The sequence below is a fragment of the Streptomyces sp. NPDC093225 genome, assembly GCF_044753805.1.
GTDB lineage: Bacteria > Actinomycetota > Actinomycetes > Streptomycetales > Streptomycetaceae > Streptomyces.
The window spans coordinates 209,280-227,449 of the sequence record NZ_JBIVNX010000002.1 but is presented as its reverse complement, the minus strand read 5'-3'; the positions used below and the strand labels follow the sequence as shown (position 1 = coordinate 227,449).

21 protein-coding genes and 1 pseudogene are annotated in these 18,170 nt (G+C 70.7%); 16 read left to right on the top strand and 6 right to left on the bottom strand.

Features of this window, described 5'->3' with window-relative positions; all coding sequences use genetic code 11:
* Positions 1-6: 6 nt before the first annotated feature.
* The 5 genes from ACIQCH_RS03050 to ACIQCH_RS03030 form a co-directional block, all read right to left on the bottom strand.
* Entirely contained in the window at positions 7-438 is a 432-nt protein-coding gene (locus ACIQCH_RS03050) for a GNAT family N-acetyltransferase (RefSeq protein ID WP_402577656.1), read from the bottom strand.
* A gap of 89 nt (positions 439-527) precedes the next feature.
* Complete coding sequence (locus ACIQCH_RS03045) at positions 528-1,157, bottom strand: DUF3631 domain-containing protein (protein ID WP_402577294.1); 630 nt, start codon at positions 1,155-1,157, stop codon at positions 528-530.
* The gene (locus ACIQCH_RS03040; protein ID WP_402577292.1) at positions 1,154-1,639 is read right to left on the bottom strand and encodes a type II toxin-antitoxin system RelE/ParE family toxin; all 486 of its coding nucleotides are present in this window, start codon (positions 1,637-1,639) and stop codon (positions 1,154-1,156) included. Before ACIQCH_RS03040 ends, ACIQCH_RS03045 begins: the two co-directional genes overlap by 4 nt.
* Entirely contained in the window at positions 1,636-2,241 is a 606-nt protein-coding gene (locus ACIQCH_RS03035) for a DUF4913 domain-containing protein (protein ID WP_402577654.1), read from the bottom strand. The genes ACIQCH_RS03040 and ACIQCH_RS03035 overlap by 4 nt, the downstream gene beginning before the upstream one ends.
* A gap of 214 nt (positions 2,242-2,455) precedes the next feature.
* Positions 2,456-3,211, bottom strand: a complete 756-nt coding sequence (locus ACIQCH_RS03030) for a DNA-methyltransferase (protein ID WP_402577290.1) — start codon at positions 3,209-3,211, stop codon at positions 2,456-2,458.
* Positions 3,212-3,741: 530 nt separating this feature from the next.
* On the opposite strand from ACIQCH_RS03030, the gene ACIQCH_RS03025 reads away from it, so the two are divergent.
* The 13 genes from ACIQCH_RS03025 (at position 3,742) to ACIQCH_RS02965 (ending at position 15,091) form a co-directional block, all read left to right on the top strand.
* Complete coding sequence (locus ACIQCH_RS03025) at positions 3,742-4,878, top strand: C40 family peptidase (protein ID WP_402577288.1); 1,137 nt, start codon at positions 3,742-3,744, stop codon at positions 4,876-4,878.
* 118 nt (positions 4,879-4,996) lie between these two features.
* Positions 4,997-5,311 carry a DUF6112 family protein gene (locus tag ACIQCH_RS03020; RefSeq protein WP_402577652.1) on the top strand — a complete coding sequence of 105 codons (315 nt, stop codon included), beginning with the start codon at positions 4,997-4,999 and terminating at the stop codon, positions 5,309-5,311.
* The gene (locus ACIQCH_RS03015) at positions 5,311-5,994 is read left to right on the top strand and encodes a hypothetical protein (RefSeq protein WP_402577286.1); all 684 of its coding nucleotides are present in this window, start codon (positions 5,311-5,313) and stop codon (positions 5,992-5,994) included. Before ACIQCH_RS03020 ends, ACIQCH_RS03015 begins: the two co-directional genes overlap by 1 nt.
* Positions 5,995-6,026: 32 nt before the next feature.
* Positions 6,027-7,385 (top strand): ATP-binding protein, encoded by a 1,359-nt coding sequence (locus ACIQCH_RS03010; RefSeq protein ID WP_402577284.1) that lies wholly within the window; start codon positions 6,027-6,029, stop codon positions 7,383-7,385.
* Between the two features lie 91 nt (positions 7,386-7,476).
* Positions 7,477-8,940 (top strand): SCO6880 family protein, encoded by a 1,464-nt coding sequence (locus tag ACIQCH_RS03005; protein ID WP_402577282.1) that lies wholly within the window; start codon positions 7,477-7,479, stop codon positions 8,938-8,940.
* Positions 8,941-8,980: 40 nt separating this feature from the next.
* Positions 8,981-9,427 (top strand): DUF6238 family protein, encoded by a 447-nt coding sequence (locus ACIQCH_RS03000; protein ID WP_402577280.1) that lies wholly within the window; start codon positions 8,981-8,983, stop codon positions 9,425-9,427.
* Between the two features lie 30 nt (positions 9,428-9,457).
* A complete protein-coding gene (locus tag ACIQCH_RS02995) occupies positions 9,458-10,975 on the top strand; it encodes a VirB4 family type IV secretion system protein (protein ID WP_402577278.1) in 1,518 nt (505 codons plus the stop codon).
* A 146-nt stretch (positions 10,976-11,121) separates the two neighbouring features.
* On the top strand, positions 11,122-11,556 hold the full coding sequence (locus tag ACIQCH_RS02990) for a hypothetical protein (RefSeq protein WP_402577276.1): 435 nt from the start codon (positions 11,122-11,124) through the stop codon (positions 11,554-11,556).
* A gap of 116 nt (positions 11,557-11,672) precedes the next feature.
* Complete coding sequence (locus ACIQCH_RS02985; RefSeq protein WP_402577274.1) at positions 11,673-12,029, top strand: hypothetical protein; 357 nt, start codon at positions 11,673-11,675, stop codon at positions 12,027-12,029.
* Positions 12,030-12,066: 37 nt separating this feature from the next.
* Positions 12,067-12,315, top strand: a complete 249-nt coding sequence (locus ACIQCH_RS02980) for a hypothetical protein (RefSeq protein ID WP_402577272.1) — start codon at positions 12,067-12,069, stop codon at positions 12,313-12,315.
* Between the two features lie 15 nt (positions 12,316-12,330).
* Positions 12,331-13,134, top strand: a complete 804-nt coding sequence (locus ACIQCH_RS02975) for a hypothetical protein (protein ID WP_402577270.1) — start codon at positions 12,331-12,333, stop codon at positions 13,132-13,134.
* Between the two features lie 473 nt (positions 13,135-13,607).
* Positions 13,608-14,042 (top strand): hypothetical protein, encoded by a 435-nt coding sequence (locus ACIQCH_RS02970; protein WP_402577268.1) that lies wholly within the window; start codon positions 13,608-13,610, stop codon positions 14,040-14,042.
* 287 nt (positions 14,043-14,329) lie between these two features.
* Positions 14,330-15,091 carry a hypothetical protein gene (locus tag ACIQCH_RS02965; RefSeq protein ID WP_402577266.1) on the top strand — a complete coding sequence of 254 codons (762 nt, stop codon included), beginning with the start codon at positions 14,330-14,332 and terminating at the stop codon, positions 15,089-15,091.
* A gap of 36 nt (positions 15,092-15,127) precedes the next feature.
* Here the strand turns inward: ACIQCH_RS02965 and ACIQCH_RS02960 are convergent, their stop codons facing one another.
* Positions 15,128-15,343, bottom strand: coding sequence for a hypothetical protein (locus ACIQCH_RS02960; protein ID WP_402577264.1), 216 nt, complete (start codon positions 15,341-15,343; stop codon positions 15,128-15,130).
* Between the two features lie 21 nt (positions 15,344-15,364).
* Here ACIQCH_RS02960 and ACIQCH_RS02955 point away from each other — a divergent pair, with 21 nt between their 5' ends.
* From ACIQCH_RS02955 to ACIQCH_RS02945, 3 genes and pseudogenes are all read left to right on the top strand, one after another.
* Positions 15,365-16,294: a hypothetical protein gene (locus tag ACIQCH_RS02955; RefSeq protein ID WP_402577262.1), complete on the top strand. Its 930-nt coding sequence runs from the start codon at positions 15,365-15,367 to the stop codon at positions 16,292-16,294.
* A 51-nt stretch (positions 16,295-16,345) separates the two neighbouring features.
* Positions 16,346-17,242: pseudogene (locus ACIQCH_RS02950) on the top strand (MFS transporter); the annotation flags it as partial.
* Between the two features lie 390 nt (positions 17,243-17,632).
* Positions 17,633-18,130, top strand: coding sequence for a hypothetical protein (locus tag ACIQCH_RS02945; RefSeq protein WP_402577650.1), 498 nt, complete (start codon positions 17,633-17,635; stop codon positions 18,128-18,130).
* Positions 18,131-18,170 lie beyond the last annotated feature (40 nt).

The window sequence follows — 18,170 nt, the reverse complement described above, 5'->3', positions numbered from 1 at the left end:
CTTCGGCTAGACGGGAGGGGGAGCGGTCGGTGCGAGGGGATCCGGCAGGGTGCGCGGTCGTCCGGCTGGTGTTGCCAGAGGAATACGGACGTCAAGGTGTGTTCCCGCTGGCCGTTCGGTGGAGGGGCCCAGCCGCCGGAGCAGTCGACGCATTGGGTGGTTCGAGGCTTCGGTGTAGACGGACAGGGTGTGTGCCCCGTGGCGCTGGGCGTGGGCTCCTGCGTGCCGGGCGAGGGCCGTGCCGATGCCCTGGCGCTGGTGGGCATCGGCTACCTGTAGGCCGAGGTCGACAACGCCCGGCTCGCTGCTCACCGGACCCACCGAGGCCAGTGCGATGGCGGCACCTGCTCGGTCGAGAGCGATCCAGCAGGTGGAGTGGCGAAGCAGACGTCCGAAGTGACGGACGCTGACCTGTGTACGTCCCCAGCGGCGGTGCATTGCCAGCGGTGAGCAGTGACGGTGGAAGGCGTCGATGAGCTGCCAGTCGGCGAGGTCCACGGCACGGATGCTGCCGGGGAGGTCGTAGTTCAGCAGTGGCTGATGCCGCCCTGCGCGGCGAGAAGATCCGAACGGCGGTATGCCCTCAGACGCCGGCCGTCGGGCAGGTCAGTGTAGTGAGTTCGGATGCCGTACGGGGTCAGGAGCCTGGCAAGACGCATCTGGGTGAGGTCGGCGTACGGGCAGCGGTTCTCCGCGATGCCGGGCAGGCGACGGAGGACGTCCACCATGTCCGCGGAGGCCACGGCGTTCGGGTCTCCGAGTTCGGCGAAGACATTGAGGCAGGCATCCACCAGGCCCAGCGGCTCTTCGGCCGCCTTCTGGCAGCATTCGTCCATCGGCTGTTCCGCCCCGCACGGTCCGGATTCCTTGTCTGTGGGTGCGCTGGCCTCGCAGCAGCAGCCTGCGGACAGGAGTACGGACAGCTCGTACCCGGCGGCGAGCCGCTCAAGGAGCAGGTCGGAACACGCGTCCAGTTGGCCGGCGGGTTCGGCCCCCATGGTGGACGGGTTGGTCAGAGCGCGAAGTAGCTGCTGTTCCAGGTCCTGCACCTCGACGAAGACGTCCAGGAGGGCACGGTGGTGGGGGTTTTCCTCCAGGGGCAGGGTCTGGAGGCGGGAGAGGGTGAAGGCGTCGAGGAAGTTGGGGAAGGTTGTCAACGGGTGGGGCCTTTCGGGGTGGGCGGAAGTGCAGGTTGGGGAAGTCCGGGGACGGCGTAGGGCGGCGGTCCGGGCTTGGGGATGGTGCGGGTGGTGTCGAGCTGGGGGGACCGGGCCCGTGCGGCGTGGGTGAGGGCGTCGACCGGGCGGCGCTTGATGCCCAGGCGGGCGGCTGCCGTGTTGTAGACGTCGTGCCGGTCCCGGGGGCGGATCGCGACGACGTGGATCTCGATGCGGTAGGCGGATCCTTCTGGGGCTCGGCGCTGGTCGTAGACGATGCGCCAGGCCGCCCGGGAGTCGACGTACACCTTGCGCAGACCGTCGAGTTCGGCGGTGAGCTTGCCGCCAAACAGCTTGGCGTTGACGACGTCCTGGAGCTGGGCGAGTGCGAGGTCGCGGATATCACTGGGGGCCTGGAGGAGGTCGGTCAGAGCCCGCGGGTCGAAGGTCAGACCGAATGCGGGCTGGTCGTGGCCGCTCACGAGGCCGCCTCGGAGGCGTCGTCCGAGTCGCCGTTCTCGGCGGGCGCCGGACGGGTGGACCGGCTGGGGCCGCGCAGCAGGCGGTGGGCGGGGCGCTCGGGGTCGGTCTGGCAGGCCGACAGCGGTCCGCCGACCGCGCGGACGGCGGCCATCGCGTGGGTGAGGAAGTCCCGGTGCCACACGAACATGCCGCTCGGGCCGGCCTCGGGGTCCTTGTGCTGCTGGTAGGCCATCCAGAGGGCGTGCAACCAGGCCACGACGTCGAGGTGGGCCTGCCACTGCTCGCACCACGGCGCGGCGGTGGTGATCTCCGCGCCGTAGACCGGCATGAGGAAGTCCTCCACCCAGTCGGTGAGCGCGTCGAGTTCGTTCTCCCGTTCGTTGCCGTCGAGCTCCAAGATCGGCTTCGGCTCGGGCGGAAGAGCGGGGGCGGGCACGCCCGGCAGGCCCGGCATGCCCGGGAAGCCTGCGAAGGGCATCGGGGCGGGTGCGGCGGCCAGGCTGTCGAGCTGCCTCGCCTGCTGGGCGGACTGGTCCAGGAGTTTGCGGACGCTGGCCTCGATGCTTTCCAGGTCGGATTCCGGAAGGCGTATCGGATCCATCGGCTGGCCGTCGGGGCCATCTATGGGTTCGAGCACGAAAGGTCTCTCCTCGCAGCCGTATGCGGCACGTCGGAATTCGTAAGGGGCTGGAGTACAACCATCCACGGATTCCCCGGTTTGGCTGACCGGGGATCGCGTGCTACATAGCCCCGGTACACAGCGGGGACAGGAATGCGAGATGCCGTGTTCCTGCCCCCGCGGCAAGCCGTGAGCGTCAGGCAGACAGGGTGAAGTCGTCCTGCGAAAGGGTCTGCTGGAGTGCTTCGGTGAGTCGATCGGATGCGATCTCGGCGTAGTGCTTGGTCTTCTCGACGCCGATGAAGTCCCGGCCTTCTAGCAGCGCTGCGACACCCGTGGAGCCGGATCCGGCGCAGAAGTCAAGGACGGTGCCCCCTGGCGGGCTGATCTTGACGAGCTCCCGCATCACGGAGACGGGCTTCTGCGTGATGTGCTGCCGCTTCTTGCCCGACGGCTGTGAGGCCGAGTACAGGCCGGGGAGATAGACCTCGTTTCGGGACCCATCGATGTCCCCGTTGCTCGCCCAGACGATGAACTCGCAGTTCTGGGTGAACCGGCCCTTCTGCGGGCGGGCCGCGGGCTTGTGCCAGGCCAGCACGCCGCGCCAGAGCCATCCGGCGGCCTGGATCGCGTCCGTGGTGATGGGCAGCTGGCGCCAGTCGGTGAACAGCAGAGCCGTGCCACCGGTACGGGTGAGCCGGTGCGCTTCGGTCATGATCTGTGTCAGCCAGAAGCCGTAGGACCTCTGGTCCATGTTCTCGCCGGTAAAGTCCGGGAGGGTGTGGCCAGCGTCGGCGGAGGTGTACTTCTGCCGAGCCGTCCGGGTCGTTCGCTCCTTCGCCGTCCTGCCGCCGGAGTTGTACGGCGGGTCGGTGATGACGGAGTCGACGCAGTTGTCCGGGAGGGTGGACAGGACGCTGAGGGCGTCGCCCTGGTGCAGGGAGAAAGGCAAAAAGGTACCCCAAATTCGTTTCGGGAAGGCGAAGTAGCGGAATCCGGCCCGCATCCGTGACGCTGCCCGGCCGTACGCGGGCATGCAGAAGCCACAGCGCCAATAGGCAGGTCGTGCGGGGGAACAACAAAACTGTAGGGCACGATCCCCGGTTGACCCTGGTCGCCGCCAAAACCCTTGAAATAGAGCCTTGATCATCTTTTTCTTGGTCAACCGGGGATCCGCACTTACTGTTTTGGAACTGCCCGGCGCACACCGCCGCTGGCGGCAATCCCCTGTCATGCCCCTACGGAGGTCCCCCATGCCCTGGTACACCTGACCCCGCCCGAGCGTCTCCGCGAGCGGCAACTCGCCACGACGCCCCAGGCACAGCTCACCCATCACCCGGCCCGCGCGCCCTTCTCACATCTCCACGGCACCGCGCGGCCGGGGCATCACTTCCCCAAGGACACCCCTATGACATCCCTGTGCCCTCCCCTGCCTGAGTCCCGGCCGCCGGCCCGAATCGGCGAGCGGGGAGACACACCGGATTGAAGGCCGTAGCCGCCGCCATCGGCGTCCTCTGCCTCTCCCCCCTCCTCCTCGCCACCACCGCAGCCATGGCCGCGGCCGGAAGCGGCGCCTCCCGGAACAACGCCTGCACCCCCGGCGGCAAGAGCGTCGACACCGCGGCCGTCGCAAAGCAGGTCGCCTCCATCCTCGGCGGCCAGGGCAGCGACAGCACCGTCCGTGTCGAGGGCCTGGAGCTGCCCGACGAGCAGATCCCCCACGCCAAGACGATCGTCGCCACGGGCATCGCCATGAAGCTCCCCGAACGCGGGCAGGTCGTCGCTCTTGCCACCGCCATCCAGGAATCCCGGCTTCGCAACTTGACCTACGGCGACCGAGATTCGCTCGGCCTGTTCCAGCAGCGGCCCTCGATGGGCTGGGGCACCCCGGAGCAGATCCGCGACCCCGTCTACGCCTCCACGCGCTTCTACAAGGGGCTCATGGAGGTCAAGGGGTGGCAGCAGATGACGATCACCCAGGCCGCCCAGGCCGTGCAGCGCTCCGGATACCCGGACGCGTACACGCAGTGGGAGCCGCTGTCCCGGGCCCTGCAACAGGCCATCGTCAAGACGCTGCCGAACGGCGGCCAGGAGCAGCCCGGGCAGGAACCCGGCCCAACGCCAGGAGGGGGCGGAGGCTGCAAGCCGGGCGAAGACGGAGCCGACTGGGGCACCATCCCGGAGGGCAGCGTCCCCGCCGGGTACAAGATTCCCGCCGACGCCTCCCCGAAGGCCCGTACCGCCATCGACTGGGCGATGCACCAGCTCGGCACCCTCTACCAGTGGGGCGGGACCTGCACCGCCGCGCACGGTCCCGACCCCATGGGCCGCTGCGACTGCAGCTCCCTCATGCAGCAGGCCTACGCCAAGGCCGGCGTCCAGCTGACCCGGACCACGTATACCCAGGTCAAGGAGGGCGACGCCGTCCCGGCGAACGCCCTGAAGCCCGGTGACCTGCTCTTCACCCGCGGCACCGCAGCCGTACCGGAGCACGTCGGCATGTACATCGGCTCCGGACTCGTGATCAACGCGCCGCGCACAACGAAGCCGGTGCGGATCGAGAAGGTCGGCGACTGGCAGATCCTCGCCGTCCGCCGCATCCCCGCACTGCACAGCTAGCCCACCGGCCGCGCCCTCCGGCCTGATCCGGGCCCCTTCCCGCGCGCCCAGCGCGCCCCTCCCCTTCCCCGCTTACCCGCAGTGCCTTCTCCCGCCTGCGCACGCAAGGAGCTCCGCCATACCCATTTCATTCGCAGACCGCGTCACTCATCTCGCCTTCGACCCCGGCATCACTCCGAAGGGTGGCGGCCTCCCGGGCCTCGACGTCCTGCGCAACGTCGTCAGCTCGATCAACATGTTCGGCATCATCGCCGTCGTCGGCGCCCTGGCCGTGTCCCTCGGCGTGTGGGCATGGGGCCACCACACCGGTGGCCACCAGGCCGAAGCCAACGGAAAGAAGGGCGCCGTGGTGTCCGCGGGCGCCGCCCTCGGCCTCGGCGCGGCCAACGGCATTGTCGCCTTCTTCTCGGCTCTCGGGACGCAGGTCCGCTAGTGCCGAAACGTTCCCTCTCGCCACTTCACCGGGCCACCACCCACTGGTCGACAAGCCGCCGCATCCTCGTCGGCACCATCGTCCTCACCGTACTGCTCGCGGTCGCCGGATTCGCCGCCTGGTTCACCGGCCGAGGCGAGCAGCACGCCGGCGGACAGGCACCTTCGGCTCCCGCGGCACGTACGCCGGCTGACTCGGCTCCGCAGCCGAGCGCCGGAACGGGCTCCGTACCGGTGCCGCCCAAGATCTCCGATCCGCTCGCCTACGCCCGCGCGTCGGCGGTGATGCTCTGGTCGTACGACAGCCGCACCACCACCCGCGACCAGCAGCTCGCCGGCATGAACGCCTGGATGACCCGCGAGACGAAGTACACCGACTGGACCTCCATCTCCGGTCAGGTCCCGGATCCGGTGCTGTGGTCGCGTATGGCCGACAACGCCCAGCACGCCACCGCCGCCGTCGGTGAGGCGCACTTCCCGTCGGCGTTCAAGCAGGCCCTCGCCGAGAACCCGGCCGCGCTGACCGAGGCGTACATCTACGCGGTCACCGTCACCGGCAAGCAGACCATCGCCTGGAAGGACGGCGGGGGCGGCGCCGAGGACCGCTCGGTCACCCTCGCCGTCCAGTGCCGGCCCGGCAGCGACTGCGCCCTCGTCTCCATCGCCCCAAGCGTCGCCCCGTAGCACGCCACTGAAGATAGGGAGGTAACCCTCCAGTGGACTTCTGTTCCCTGCCCCTCGCCAGCAAGCTGTGCTCCGCGGCCGACGCCATCGACTTCGTCTCCGACCCCGGCAAAGCGATCACCGAAGGCATCGGCAACTGGATCGCGAAGTCATGCGGTGAACTGGCCGCCGCAGCAGCCGATCTCGCCGCCGAGGCCGTCAACGTCACCACCAAGGTGGACCTGAACGCGGGCTGGTTCCGCGACAACTACGAGCTGATTCTGCCGATCGGGCTCGTCCTGCTGGTCGCGACGTTCTGCGCCCAGTTGGTGCGGGCAGCGTTCCAGCGCGACGGACGCGCCCTGACCCAGGCGTTCACCGGTACGGCGAGCGGCGTGATCTTCGCTTTCGCGGCCATCGCCGGAACCACCGTGGCCATCGAGGTCGTGGACGCACTGTCCGACGGACTGTTCGCTGCGGCAGGGTCCTCGATCGAGGACTCCGTGCGCCGCATGGTCAAGGTGTCCCAGGTCGGGTCCATGGTGCCGCTCGGCTGGATGGTGCCCGCCATCGTCGGGATCGGCTCCGCCATCGGAGCGATCCTCTACTGGTGCGTGATGATGGTCCGCAAGGTCGGCATCCTCGTGCTCGTCACCTTGGCAGTCTTCGCCGGGGCCGGTGGTGGCTGGGAGGTCGCACGGCGTTGGCGCCGGGGCTGGATCGAAGCCACTGCCACGCTCGTGGTCAGCAAGCTCCTGATGACGATCGTGTTCCTCCTCGGAGTTTCCGCGATGGGCAAGACCGAGGCCAAGGACGGCATCGGCGCCCTCGCCGACTGCCTGGCCGGCATCGTCGTCATGATGCTCGTGCTGCTCTGCCCTTACGCCACGTTCAAGTTCGTGCACTGGGCGGCAGAAAGCGCTGACGGCGAGTCCCTGCACCGCTCCGGTGGAGCGGGCGCACAGATCGCCAAGCAGCACGCCGAGAAGGCGACCCGCAAGGCCGCCGCGATGGCCGCGACCGCGGGCACCGGAGGAGCCGCCGCCGGAGCCGGAGCCGCGCCGCAGGGCCCAACCAGCGTGCCCGGGCAGTTCCCCGGCGACATCGCCTCCAGTTCCTCCGGCGGCACAGGCCAGGAAGGTGGAGGTGGGCTTTCCCCCGCCGCGGACGCGTTCAAGAGCGGCATGGAGAAGGCCGTCCAGCCCCCGCCGACCAGTGCGGACCAGGACACCAGCGGCCACCTCGGCGGAGGCCCCGGCTCTCAGACCGGCTCGGGCGGCGGGTGGGTCTCCGCACCTCAGAGCGCCCAGCAGGCCCCACCGCAAGGCGCCCCGTCGGGATCTCTCGCAGCGGACGGACCCGGCAGCAGCCCCGCCGCGCCTCCGCCCCCGCCCCCGCCCACCGGTTCCTGACCCCGTTCACGCCACCTGGGCGGGACACGCCGCACACCACTGCCGTGTCCCGCCCGGGTCCCACCCCCGCGCCCCCGAAAGCGGCCTCACCTTGTCTGACCTCGCTCTGCCCCTCACGATCAAGTTCCCCCACCGCTCCAAGCGCGGCATCCTGCTCGGCCTGTCCCTGCCCCAGCTCGTCCTCGTCTCCTCCGCCCTCGCCCTGCTCCTGGTAACCGTCGTGTCCACCGGACTGGTCGGCGCCCTCGCGCTCACCCCGCTCTGGGCCGCGGTCGGCGCCCTCGTCGCCATCCGCCGAAACGGCCGGTCCCTGATCGACTGGGCGCCGATCGTCCTGCGCTACGCCCAGCGCCGGCGCACCGGCCAGACCATGTGGCTGGCCCGGGCCGTATCCCGGCCCCGTACCGACGGCATGCTCCACCTGCCCGGCACCGCCGCCTCGCTGCGCGTGGTCACCCCCTCCGGATCGCAGGCCGCCGCCGTCCACGACCCCCACCAGCAGACCCTCACCGCCGTCGCCCGCGTCTCCAGCAGGGCCTTCGCCCTCCTCGACCCCGCCACCCAGAATGCGAATGTGACCTCGTGGGGCCGAGCCCTGGCCGGCATCGCCCGCAGCGGGCACATCGCCACCATCCAGGTCCTGGAACGCACCGTCCCCGACTCCGGCGACACCCTCACCCGCCACTGGACCACCCACGGCAACCCGCAGACCCCGGTCGCCGGGCACGTGTACTCCGAACTCGTCGCCTCCGCAGGTCCCGCCGCCGCACCGCACGAGACATACATCGCGATCTCCCTGGACATGAAGGCCGCCAAGCGGCTGATCAGCCAGGCCGGCGGAGGACTGCCCGGCGCGTTCACCGTCCTCGGGCAGACCACCGCCTCCGTCGCCCAGGCCGCCCGGAACGCCGGCCTGATGGTCACCGGCTGGCTCACCGCCCGGGAGATCGCCGCCGTCGTCCGCACCGCCTACGACCCCAAGGCCCTGGCCGGGCTGCAGCAGTGGTCCGAGCACGGCAGGGCCGAGGCCGACCCGGCCGCCGCCGGTCCCGTCGTCCAAGTCGAGGAGTACGACCGGGTCATCACCGATTCCGCCCGCCACGCCACCTACTGGGTGGAGAACTGGCCACGGACCGAGACCGCCGCAGGATTCCTGCACGGGCTGATGTTCACCGCCGGCGTGCGCCGCTCCTTCTCCCTCATCTACGTGCCCCAGGCACTGGAGTCCGCGCTGCGCGACGTCCAGCGGACCAAGGCCACGATCATCGCCGACGCCGCCGAACGTCAGCGCCGCGGCCAGGTCGACTCCGAGGCCGACTCCGTCGAGTACGGGGACGTCAAGGAACGCGAACGCCAGCTGATCGCCGGGCACGCGGATGTCGCCCTCACCGGACTGCTGACCGTCTCCGCCGAGACCGACTCGGCGCTCGACGCCGCGTGCGCGCAGATCGAGACCGCCGCCGTCAGCGCCCAGGTCGACCTGCGCCGCCTGACCTACCAGCAGCCCGACGCGTTCACCCTCGCCGCTCTCCCCCTGGCCCGCACCGCCCTGTAGCCGAACCCCGCCGCGCCCCGCGGCAGCAAGGACCCACGACTTGACCCACACCCACACCCAGGCCGACGACGCACACCCCTACCTGCGGGCAGCGACCGCCGGCATCCGTCACCACGCCCGCCAGGCGGCACGGACCAGCTCCCCCGTCGACCGCGTGCACGTGGACGTCCTGCACGGCCACCTGACGAGCCTGCATCTCCTGATGGACCGGATCGCCGACACCACCCGGCCCCGGCACCCGGCCGCCGGACGCCACCTGGCCTCCGCCCACCTGCGGCTGTGGCAGGCCGCGACGAGCATCCACGACGCCTTCCACACCCTCCCCGCAGCAGAACACAGCGGCCCCGACTCCGACTGCCGTCCCGAGCGGCTGCCGGAGGGCCCGCCCGTTCTCACGATCTGCCAGCGCCAGCTCGCCTCCGGCCACGCCATCCGCCGCAAAACCACCCCCGCCGACCACGGCCCCCACGCGGCACGCACCGCCTGAAGTCAGTCCCCCGCAGAAACGATCCGCCCCATGCCCCAGCACCGACCCGGCCGCCGCGCCCGCCGCGCCAGCGCATCCCCCCTCTTCACGCCCCACGGCACCGACCGCAACACCCGCAAGGCAGCCCGCCGCCAGCTTGCCGAAGCCCAGGCCAAAGCCCGTGCCGAAGCCACCTCCCCCTCCGGGGAACACGAGCCGTCCGAGCAGGAGATGCCCCTCCCCCTCTATCCGGCCTCGGGACGAACCGGCACCGCCTCCGCACGCGGCAACCGCCTGCGCCTGCCCGCCCACCGCATGACCACCGCCGTCGCCGCCGGCGCCTACCCGTTCCTCGCCGAAGGCGGCCTCGGAGCCGACGGCATCTACATCGGCCGCGACGTCCACGCCGAAGCCGCGTTCACGTTCGACCCGTTCACCCTGTACGGCAAGGTCGAAGGCTTCACCAACCCGAACGTGCTGCTCGCCGGCGTCATCGGCCAGGGCAAGTCAGCGCTTGCGAAGTCCTTCGCCCTCCGATCAGTGGCCTTCGGCTACCGGGTGTACGTCCCCTGTGACCCCAAGGGCGAGTGGACCCCCGTCGCCGAAGCCCTGGGCGGCACCTCCATCGCGCTCGGCCCCGGCCTGCCCGGCAGACTCAACCCCCTGGACGCCGCCCCCAGGCCTCCGTCCGTCGCGGAGGCCGACTGGGCAGGAGAAGTCCGCAAGCGCCGCCTGCTGCTTCTCGGCTCCCTGGCCCGCACCGTGCTGGGCCGGGAACTGATGCCGATGGAGCACACCGCCCTCGACATCGCCCTCGACGGCGTCGTGAACGCCGCAGCAACAGCCGGCCGCACCCCGCTGCTCGGCGACATCGCCCACACCCTGGCCCAGCCCGCCCTGCTCGACCAGGCCGCCGGCACCGTCTCTGGACACCTCGGAGACGCAGCCCGTGACCTCTCGCACGCCATGCGGCGCCTGGTCCACGGCGACCTCGCCGGCATGTTCGACGCCCCGTCCACCGTCACCTTCGACCCGTCCAGCCCGATGCTGTCCATCGACCTGTCCCGCCTCGGCGGATCCGGCGACGACACCGCGCTCGTCCTCGCCATGACCTGCGCCTCCGCCTGGATGGAATCCGCCCTCACCGACCCGCGCGGCGGCCGACGCTGGATCGTCTACGACGAGGCATGGCGCCTGATGCGCCACCCCGCCCTGCTGCAGCGCATGCAGTCCCAGTGGAAGCTCAGCCGCGGCCTCGGCATCGCCAACCTCATGGTCATCCACCGGCTGTCCGACCTGCTGACCGCCGGTGACGCCGGATCCCAGGGCCGCGCCCTGGCCGAGGGCCTCCTGGCGGACTGCTCCACCCGCATCGTCTACCGGCAGGAAACCGACCAGGTCCACGCAGCCGCCGCGCTGCTCGGCCTGACCTCCGTCGAGACCGAGGCGATCTCCCACCTCAACCGCGGACGCGGCCTCTGGAAGGTCGCCGGCCGCTCCTTCATCGTCCAGCACCTGCTCCACCCCGCAGAGCAGGCCCTGTTCGACACCGATTCCCGTATGCACTGACAAAACCCTGCGAGCTCACCATTCCTGACATCACCAGCCCTGACTACTTCCTCCAGCTCGCGCGGACCCTGGACCGGGTCTTCGACGACATACCGCAGGCCGAGCACCTGCGTCGAGGCGACGACATCACCCCGGACATCCACACCGTGGTCGGCGACATCGGCATCATCCTGACTGACATCAGCGAAGAACTGGCCACCAGCAACCGGCACGAGTCTGAGTCCCTTGCGGCTTACAGCCACGCCGAACGCTTCGGAACGGCAGCTCTAGCCCAGTGCGCGATCCCGCTCGGCACTTCACTCGCCCACCTCAGCCACGTGGTGGACCGCCTCGGGTTCCTCCACGAGAACCTCCGGCACTCCTCCACCATGCGCACCCCACCGCCGACCGATGTGCGGCTCGTCATCCAGGAGCACCTCGACCAGGCCGGCAGCGCCCTGCGCGATGCTGCCCAGCAGCTGCGCGGCAAGGCCACGGAACTCACTCGCACATTCCCCGCCCGCACAGCCGCAATGCTGGCCCGCGGGGGACACATGCCACTGCCCCCGGCCAGCCTGCCCACGTCCGGCCGGGCGCGATGACATCGCAGCTGGCGCCGATGCAGGCCTTAAGGTCACGTCGGGCACTGGCTCCCCTACCGGATCACCGCAACGTACTCGACCCCGGCTGGCAGCAGGCGTGGGCCAGGTTCACCCACGTGACCACCCCTCTCCGCGAGCGCGGGCTGATCTGCGATGTCCAGTTCGGCATGGACGACTGGATCGTCTACGCCTGGCCGCCTGGGCACGACTCCGTCGTCGTCATCGGAGCGCAAGGCGGATGGCTGGTCACCCACGCGGCGCCCGCCGAGGACAGGACCTCGATGACGGTCCTCTACGACGGCACCGCACCGTCCGAGCCCCGCGATCTCCACGATGCCGGCCCAGTGCTCTCCGCCATCGACGTCCTCCTCGCACGGCTCCCCCGGAGCCCGTCGATCCCGGGCTCGGCCAGCGCCCCAGTAGCTGCGATGGCTGCCCCTCCGCGAGCCACGCACGGCACCCGGAGCCGCTGATCCGGGCCCGCAGCTCGTCCCGTCAGGAGTTCTCCCCATGTACCACCCCGTCAGCATCCACATCGGCCTCCATGCCGCCGGGCCGATGTCCCTCCCCCTCTCCGACCCCGTGCAACGCGTCCTGTGGGCACGGGGGTTCACCTATTGCCCTCGCCTGGACGCATACACCGCACCGGCCTCCCTGCCGGTTGAACAGCAGGTGCATCTCGCGCACCAGGCCGTGCACGCGCTGCAGCCTCTCGGCATCCCCGTCAGCCACATCCACCACCCGGCGCCCTCCGCCTGATCCGAACGAGTCCCCATGCCCAACATCACCTTCGAACAGGAGACCGCCCGACGGACGACTGCCGCGGCTGGCCCTCTGGGGGAATTCACCTCTGGGCTCGCACCACGCCTCTCGTCCGCTTGGACCTCCCGCGTCCACTCCACGCCCTACCGATGGAGCCAGGCCGACTACCGCCTCTGGGAACGAGAGGACGGAGCCCTGTGGCAGGCGGTCTACCACAGCCGCCAGGACAGCGACCATCTTCGTGCCCGGGCCTTCCTCACCCACCCCACCGGCCTGCAGCTCTACATCGTCCAGCGGCCCTACCGGCCGAGCGAGTTCCTGGTCGGCGCACTGCTGCCCGCGGGAATCTTCGAGTACGACACGACGCCGCATCCGTCAGCCATCGCCGTTCCTGCCGACCCCGCCCGCGCAGCCGCCGCGATCCGGCGCAGGCTCCTCCCGTACTACCGGACAGCAGCGATGCGCGTCTCCCGCAGCACGCGGTTCCGACAAACCCAGAAGGTCGTCATCGGCCAGTCCGCCGAGGGAATCCCTATCGCCGACGTCCTGTCCCCCCGAGCCGTACGGGCCCTGCTCCACGAGGACGAGCGCTGGTACCTGGACCCCGGCACCGGCCTGTGCGCGGCGATCACGCCGTCACCACACTCCCCGGACGATCTCGTCCAGGACGCGGCAGCACGGCTCCGCGGTCTCGCCTTCGAGGTCGTCCTCACCACCGAGCATCCGCTTGACCTGTACTTCCGCCCCTCGCCCCCGGCCGCGCCCACGCCAGTGGCCGTCCCACCGCCCACCACATCGCGCCCCGCGCGCCGCTGATCAGCAAGGAGCCATCCCTGCCCGGCCAGTTCGTCGTCGGCACACACCCCCAGTACGGGTATGTCGCCGCCGCCCAAGGTATGCCCCATCACATCAGCAACTGGTACCTGACCCGTCTGGGCTTCCAACCCCTCCACGGCCTGCACGGTGTCTACCTCCTACCGGCCCCCACCTACGAAGGGGCTCGGCGCACCCGCCAGGCCATCTCGAGCCTGCGCCGCAGCGGATACAAGGTCCACGCCGACTACGCCCTCGACCCCGCCAACGAGCCATCCGCGCAAGCCGCCCCCCAGGACCCGCGCGCCTGGTACCGGACCGAAATCTCACAGGCCGCCGCCACCGCCTCACCCCAGTACGCAACCGCACGGGCCTGGGGCTCCACGCCGCCGCAGACCTCGCCGACGGCGCCCTCGCCGACAGCATCCACCCGCGCGAGCCATAGCCGCTAAGCGCTCGAAGGACCTTCCCTGCCCATGCCCCACACGGACCACGAAAGGCACGGCAGCAGCGACCTGCGCCGCCGGTCCCGCCGGGAGGCCGCAGGCTTCCTGCGCACGCTCCCGGTGTCCGCAGACCCCGCCGCCCCGCTGCGCGCCTGTACCGAGGCCATGTCCGCGGCCTCGACGCCCGCCGAGATCCACGCTCTGACCGAACTCGCCGCAGGCGGCGAGGACGCCGGGCTGGTCTCCCTGCGGAATCTGCTGCGCGCCGCTGGCACCCGCTGCCGTGAGCAGGGCCACGCCCAGCTCGCCGACCGCTACGACCGCACGAGCGATCTCCTCGACATCGCCGACCGGACCCTCTTCCAGCTCGGTGTCGACCTGCTGTCCAGCACCTACGACACCTCGACGGACCCCTCCACGCCCCGCCTGGTCTCCGTCGGCCGCACCGAGGGAGACCCCACCTGACACCGTCCGAGATCACGCTCTTCACCAGCAGGCACTACGGCATTGCCGCTCTCGTCGCTGGTGACAACTACCGCTGGGCCCGGACGGCTCTCCAGCTCGCAGGCTTCGAGCAGGACGGCGACGCCAACTACGTCATGCCCCTGACCGACGCTGACCGTGCACGCCGGGCCCTGGTCGCTCTAGAGCAGACGGCACGCGCCTGCCGCACCTCAGTATCCGCAAGTAACCGGCCCTACGTCGGCGACTTCGCTCAGGGTCTCATCAAGAACCTGCCCGGCGGATGGAGCGTGCGGATCGAGAACTACTCCATGGAGGTGTGGCAGGGCGACCTCGCCGCCGGGATCTGGGACACCGGGCCCCTCCTCCACAGCCTGGAGCGAGACCGCCCGACGGTCGCGGCGATCCTCCAAGGCGAAAGGGGAATCGAGGTGGCCGTTGTCCAAGACGCCCGCCAGGACGTGTACCACGTCGGGATGATCGCCCCGAAGAACATGTACCTGGACGAGACGGTCACCCCGCCCTCCAGCATCACGCTGCGACCGGCCGACGCCTCCGCCGCGCGCAAGGTCACCGCGCTTCTGGACAGTTACGACCAGGCCGTACTCCAGATGCAGTTGAACCACCTCGGGGACGACCTGGCCTGGGCCCACGAGTCGTTCGAGCCCGGCACCGTCACGGATCCGCCCCGACACGACCTCGCCGATGCCTTCACCCGCTTCGTCGCCGTCGCGCCGCACATCATCGCCGCCCTGCGCACCAACGACACCTACACCTTCAACAAGCATGAGAAGGCGTTCCTGGAACGCATGGACGCCGCGTTCGGCCGGCCGGACCCTGCCCAAGAAGACGCGGGGACGACGCCGCAGATCCCGAGCGTCGATCCGCTGGCCCTGTGGCTGATCGACGGCGAGGGCCTGGTCGAACTTGCCCGCGACGCCAGCCGAGCCGCACCGGCCCACACGGCCGCCAGTCTGGTCCGCGCCGTGGCGGCATCCCGCGCTCTGCCCTCCCCGCCCGTACAGGCCCGGCTCGCCCTCAGCCGCCGATAGGCCCCACCTGGAGCCGCCATCTCCCCCGCCCTTTCCTCACCCCCAGACCAGGCGATCAACGCCCTGACCAGCTGGGCCGTCCAGTTCTCGGTCATCCGGCTCCGCTGCGAGACGGCTCTGGACCGCCTGCGCAACCACCACGGCGAGATCGCCGACCCCAGCACAGCGCAGACGGCCGAAGCCGAACGCAACCGCGAACTCGCCGAGCTTTTCACCGAACTCCGGCCCCACCTCGACACGCTGATCGCCCACGCCGCCGAGGGCATCGACTCGATGACCCCGGCGCGGCATCACGCCCGGTGGCACCTGCTGGTCACCGACCTCGCGTACGCCGCCGGCCAGGCCGCCCTGATCCTGGACGAACACCCCATCGGCCAGGACACCACCGACCGTGACGCGCGACTGTGGCCGTACATGCGGACCTGGGGCGAGCACGACGTACTCCTGCGCGACTTGGCCCAGCAGTTCGGCCGTCTGCCCGGCCTCGGCGCAGGGCTCACACAGGACGAACAGAGCCTGTGGACCCACCGGGCCCGCTCGGCGCACAGCCACAACCTGCTCCAGCTGCAGGAGTCCCGCTACGACGCCGCCGGCCGTCAGCTCACCCTCGCTGCGATCTTGCACCCCGACGACGATGACAGCCTCGTCTTCCTGGTGCTCGCCGGGGACATCGACAGCCCCGAAATGCGGGTGATAGGCCGCTACGACACCGATGACGCCGCGATCCGGGACCTCCCGCCGGCGGTCCCGCCCGGAGTGCTGTTTCCCTACGGGCCGCTGCAGGGGATCCTGCCGCCGCCGGGTGTCCCCCTCGCCCAGCTGACCCGTGACGTCATAGACGCGCAGCACAGCGCGTCCGTCGCCGAGGCGATCTCCTACGTCACCGACCAGCCGCCCCACGCCCCCGCTGGTCACATCGCCCAGTTGACGGAGTTCCTCGACACCTGCGCCAAGTGGGCAGCCGCACTGGACACGCGGGCCGGCAGGGACATCGCCGTCCGCCTGCGGATGCTCTCCGTCCAGACCAGCCACCTGGTCCACGACCTGGCAGAAGTCGGCGAACAGTTGGAGGGAGCCGTCGCGCTCCTTCCGCCGCACCGCACCCCTGCGCCCCGGCACCTTCCGGCCCCCCGCCCGCCCGCGGTAGGGACGACGCCCGTGGCCACGGCGCCCCCTTCAACCGCGCCCGCTTATCGCCGGTAGAGCACCCGGCACCACCCCTTCGCACGCCCCCTGACGGAAAGCCCTGCCCTGTTGACCCTGGCCGATCACCCGACTGCTGCCCCGCAGCCCGCCACGTACAGCGCCGTTCTGGCGCGCCGAAGCGTTGTCCGACTCCTCGCCGGCACCCTGATCGGCCGCCTGCCCAACGGCATGGTGCCCGTCGGCCTCGTTCTCTGGATCACCGGCAGCGGGGGCTCCCTGGCCTTCGCCGGATTGCTCGCCGCCTTGTACGGGCTGGCATCCGGGCTGTCCCAGCCGGTCAAGGGCAGGCTCATGGACCGCCACGGCCAAACCCGCGTGTCCGCGCCAGCGGTGCTGCTCAACTCCGGTTTCCTGGCCGCGCTCCCCTGGATCGGGGCGGGCGGGCATCCGGCGGCGGTGACCGCGGTCGTGGGGCTCGCGGGTCTGGTCACGCCGCCCTTGGAGGCCGGGCTTCGGTCGCTGTGGCCGACGGTCCTGCCCGACCTCGGTCAGCGCCGAGTCATCCAGGCGCTCGACACCGGCTCGCAGGGACTCCTCTATATCGCGGGCCCCCTGCTCGCCTCCTGGCTGGCCACCGCGCACGGGCCCGACACCGCCTTGACCGCGACCGCCGCCCTCGGGCTCATGGGCACGGTGATCGTGCTGACCGCCGCCCCGTCGCGGACCTGGCGTCCCGCCGCCGCCGACGGGGCGGTCGGCAGCGGACGGCTGACCAGCGCCGGCCTGGTCCTGCTGTTCACCGCGCTGGCCGGAACGGGATTCGCGCTCGGTGCGATGAACGTGTGGGCCGCGGGCATGGCCAGCACGCACGGGCTCGCCATGCTCTCCGGAGTGCTCCCCGCCGCGTTCTCCACCGGAAGCTTCCTCGGCGGCCTGATCTACGCCCGCCGGGCCTGGCCCGGCTCGACCACCACCCAGCTCATCACCACCGCCGGCCTCTTCCTGCTCGGCTGGCTTCCCCTGCTGGCCCAGCCCGCCCCCCACGCCGCCATCGCCCTCGCGCTCATCCCGGGGCTCTTCCTCACCCTGATCATCACCAACGGATTCCACAGCGTGGACGCCCTCGCGCCCGCCTCACGGACCACCGAGGCGTACGCCTGGCTGATCCTGTCCGTCGGCACCGGCCAGGCTGCAGGCACCGCCCTCGCCGGCGCCCTCGCCGAACACCCGTGGATACTCGCCGCGCTCCCGGCCGCCGGCGCCACCACCACGCTGACCATCCTCGTCCTGGCCCGCCCGAAGCTCGGCACCGGCCGCCGCCTCGGACGCCACCGACGACCCCGCCACACCGAACACCGCTCCGCCAAAACCCCCTTGTCCGAAGGAGATACCTGCATGGCTGTACGTACCAACTGGAAGATCATCCACAGTTGTGGACACGAAAGCACCCAAAACCTGTCCAACCGCCCCGCCGACAAGCGCGCCGGATACGCCCGCTGGCTCGGAGGTCGTGACTGCACCGACTGCTGGAGGGCCGCCCGCGACTCCGACACCGTCGCGAAGGAGGAATGGCTCGCAGCGAAGCGCGCCGAGGAGCAGCAGGCCGCTCTCGCCTGGGCGGAGCAGTTCGACATGCCGCCGCTGGAGGGCCCCGAGCGCGCCCTGGCCTGGGGTGAGCGCTCCCGCTTCCACCTGGCGACCACTGCGTACACCGCCCTTGTCACCGAAGGCAGTTGGGACGAGGCGGACTGGGCTGCGCTGGAGGAGAAGATCCGTTCAGTCACCCGGGCGGGATGGTGGATCGACCAGCGCGAAGCGGACGGAACCGACCTTCCCGAGCTGCTGGACGCAGCCACATCGGACGACCGGGGGACGGAGAACCCGTTCCGGTAGGAGCAGGTGGGCGGCCATGTATAGCCGACGATCCCCGGTC

What these genes read in the sequence shown, in the direction of transcription:
- ACIQCH_RS03050 (WP_402577656.1), bottom strand. Translation starts at nt 438, where the DNA reads ATGCACCGCCGCTGGGGACGTACACAGGTCAGCGTCCGTCACTTCGGA.
- ACIQCH_RS03035 (WP_402577654.1), bottom strand. Translation starts at nt 2,241, where the DNA reads ATGGATCCGATACGCCTTCCGGAATCCGACCTGGAAAGCATCGAGGCC.
- ACIQCH_RS02995 (WP_402577278.1), top strand. Translation starts at nt 9,458, where the DNA reads ATGCCCCAGCACCGACCCGGCCGCCGCGCCCGCCGCGCCAGCGCATCC.
- ACIQCH_RS02980 (WP_402577272.1), top strand. Translation starts at nt 12,067, where the DNA reads ATGTACCACCCCGTCAGCATCCACATCGGCCTCCATGCCGCCGGGCCG.
- ACIQCH_RS02975 (WP_402577270.1), top strand. Translation starts at nt 12,331, where the DNA reads ATGCCCAACATCACCTTCGAACAGGAGACCGCCCGACGGACGACTGCC.
- ACIQCH_RS02970 (WP_402577268.1), top strand. Translation starts at nt 13,608, where the DNA reads ATGCCCCACACGGACCACGAAAGGCACGGCAGCAGCGACCTGCGCCGC.
- ACIQCH_RS02955 (WP_402577262.1), top strand. Translation starts at nt 15,365, where the DNA reads ATGACCCCGGCGCGGCATCACGCCCGGTGGCACCTGCTGGTCACCGAC.
- ACIQCH_RS02945 (WP_402577650.1), top strand. Translation starts at nt 17,633, where the DNA reads ATGGCTGTACGTACCAACTGGAAGATCATCCACAGTTGTGGACACGAA.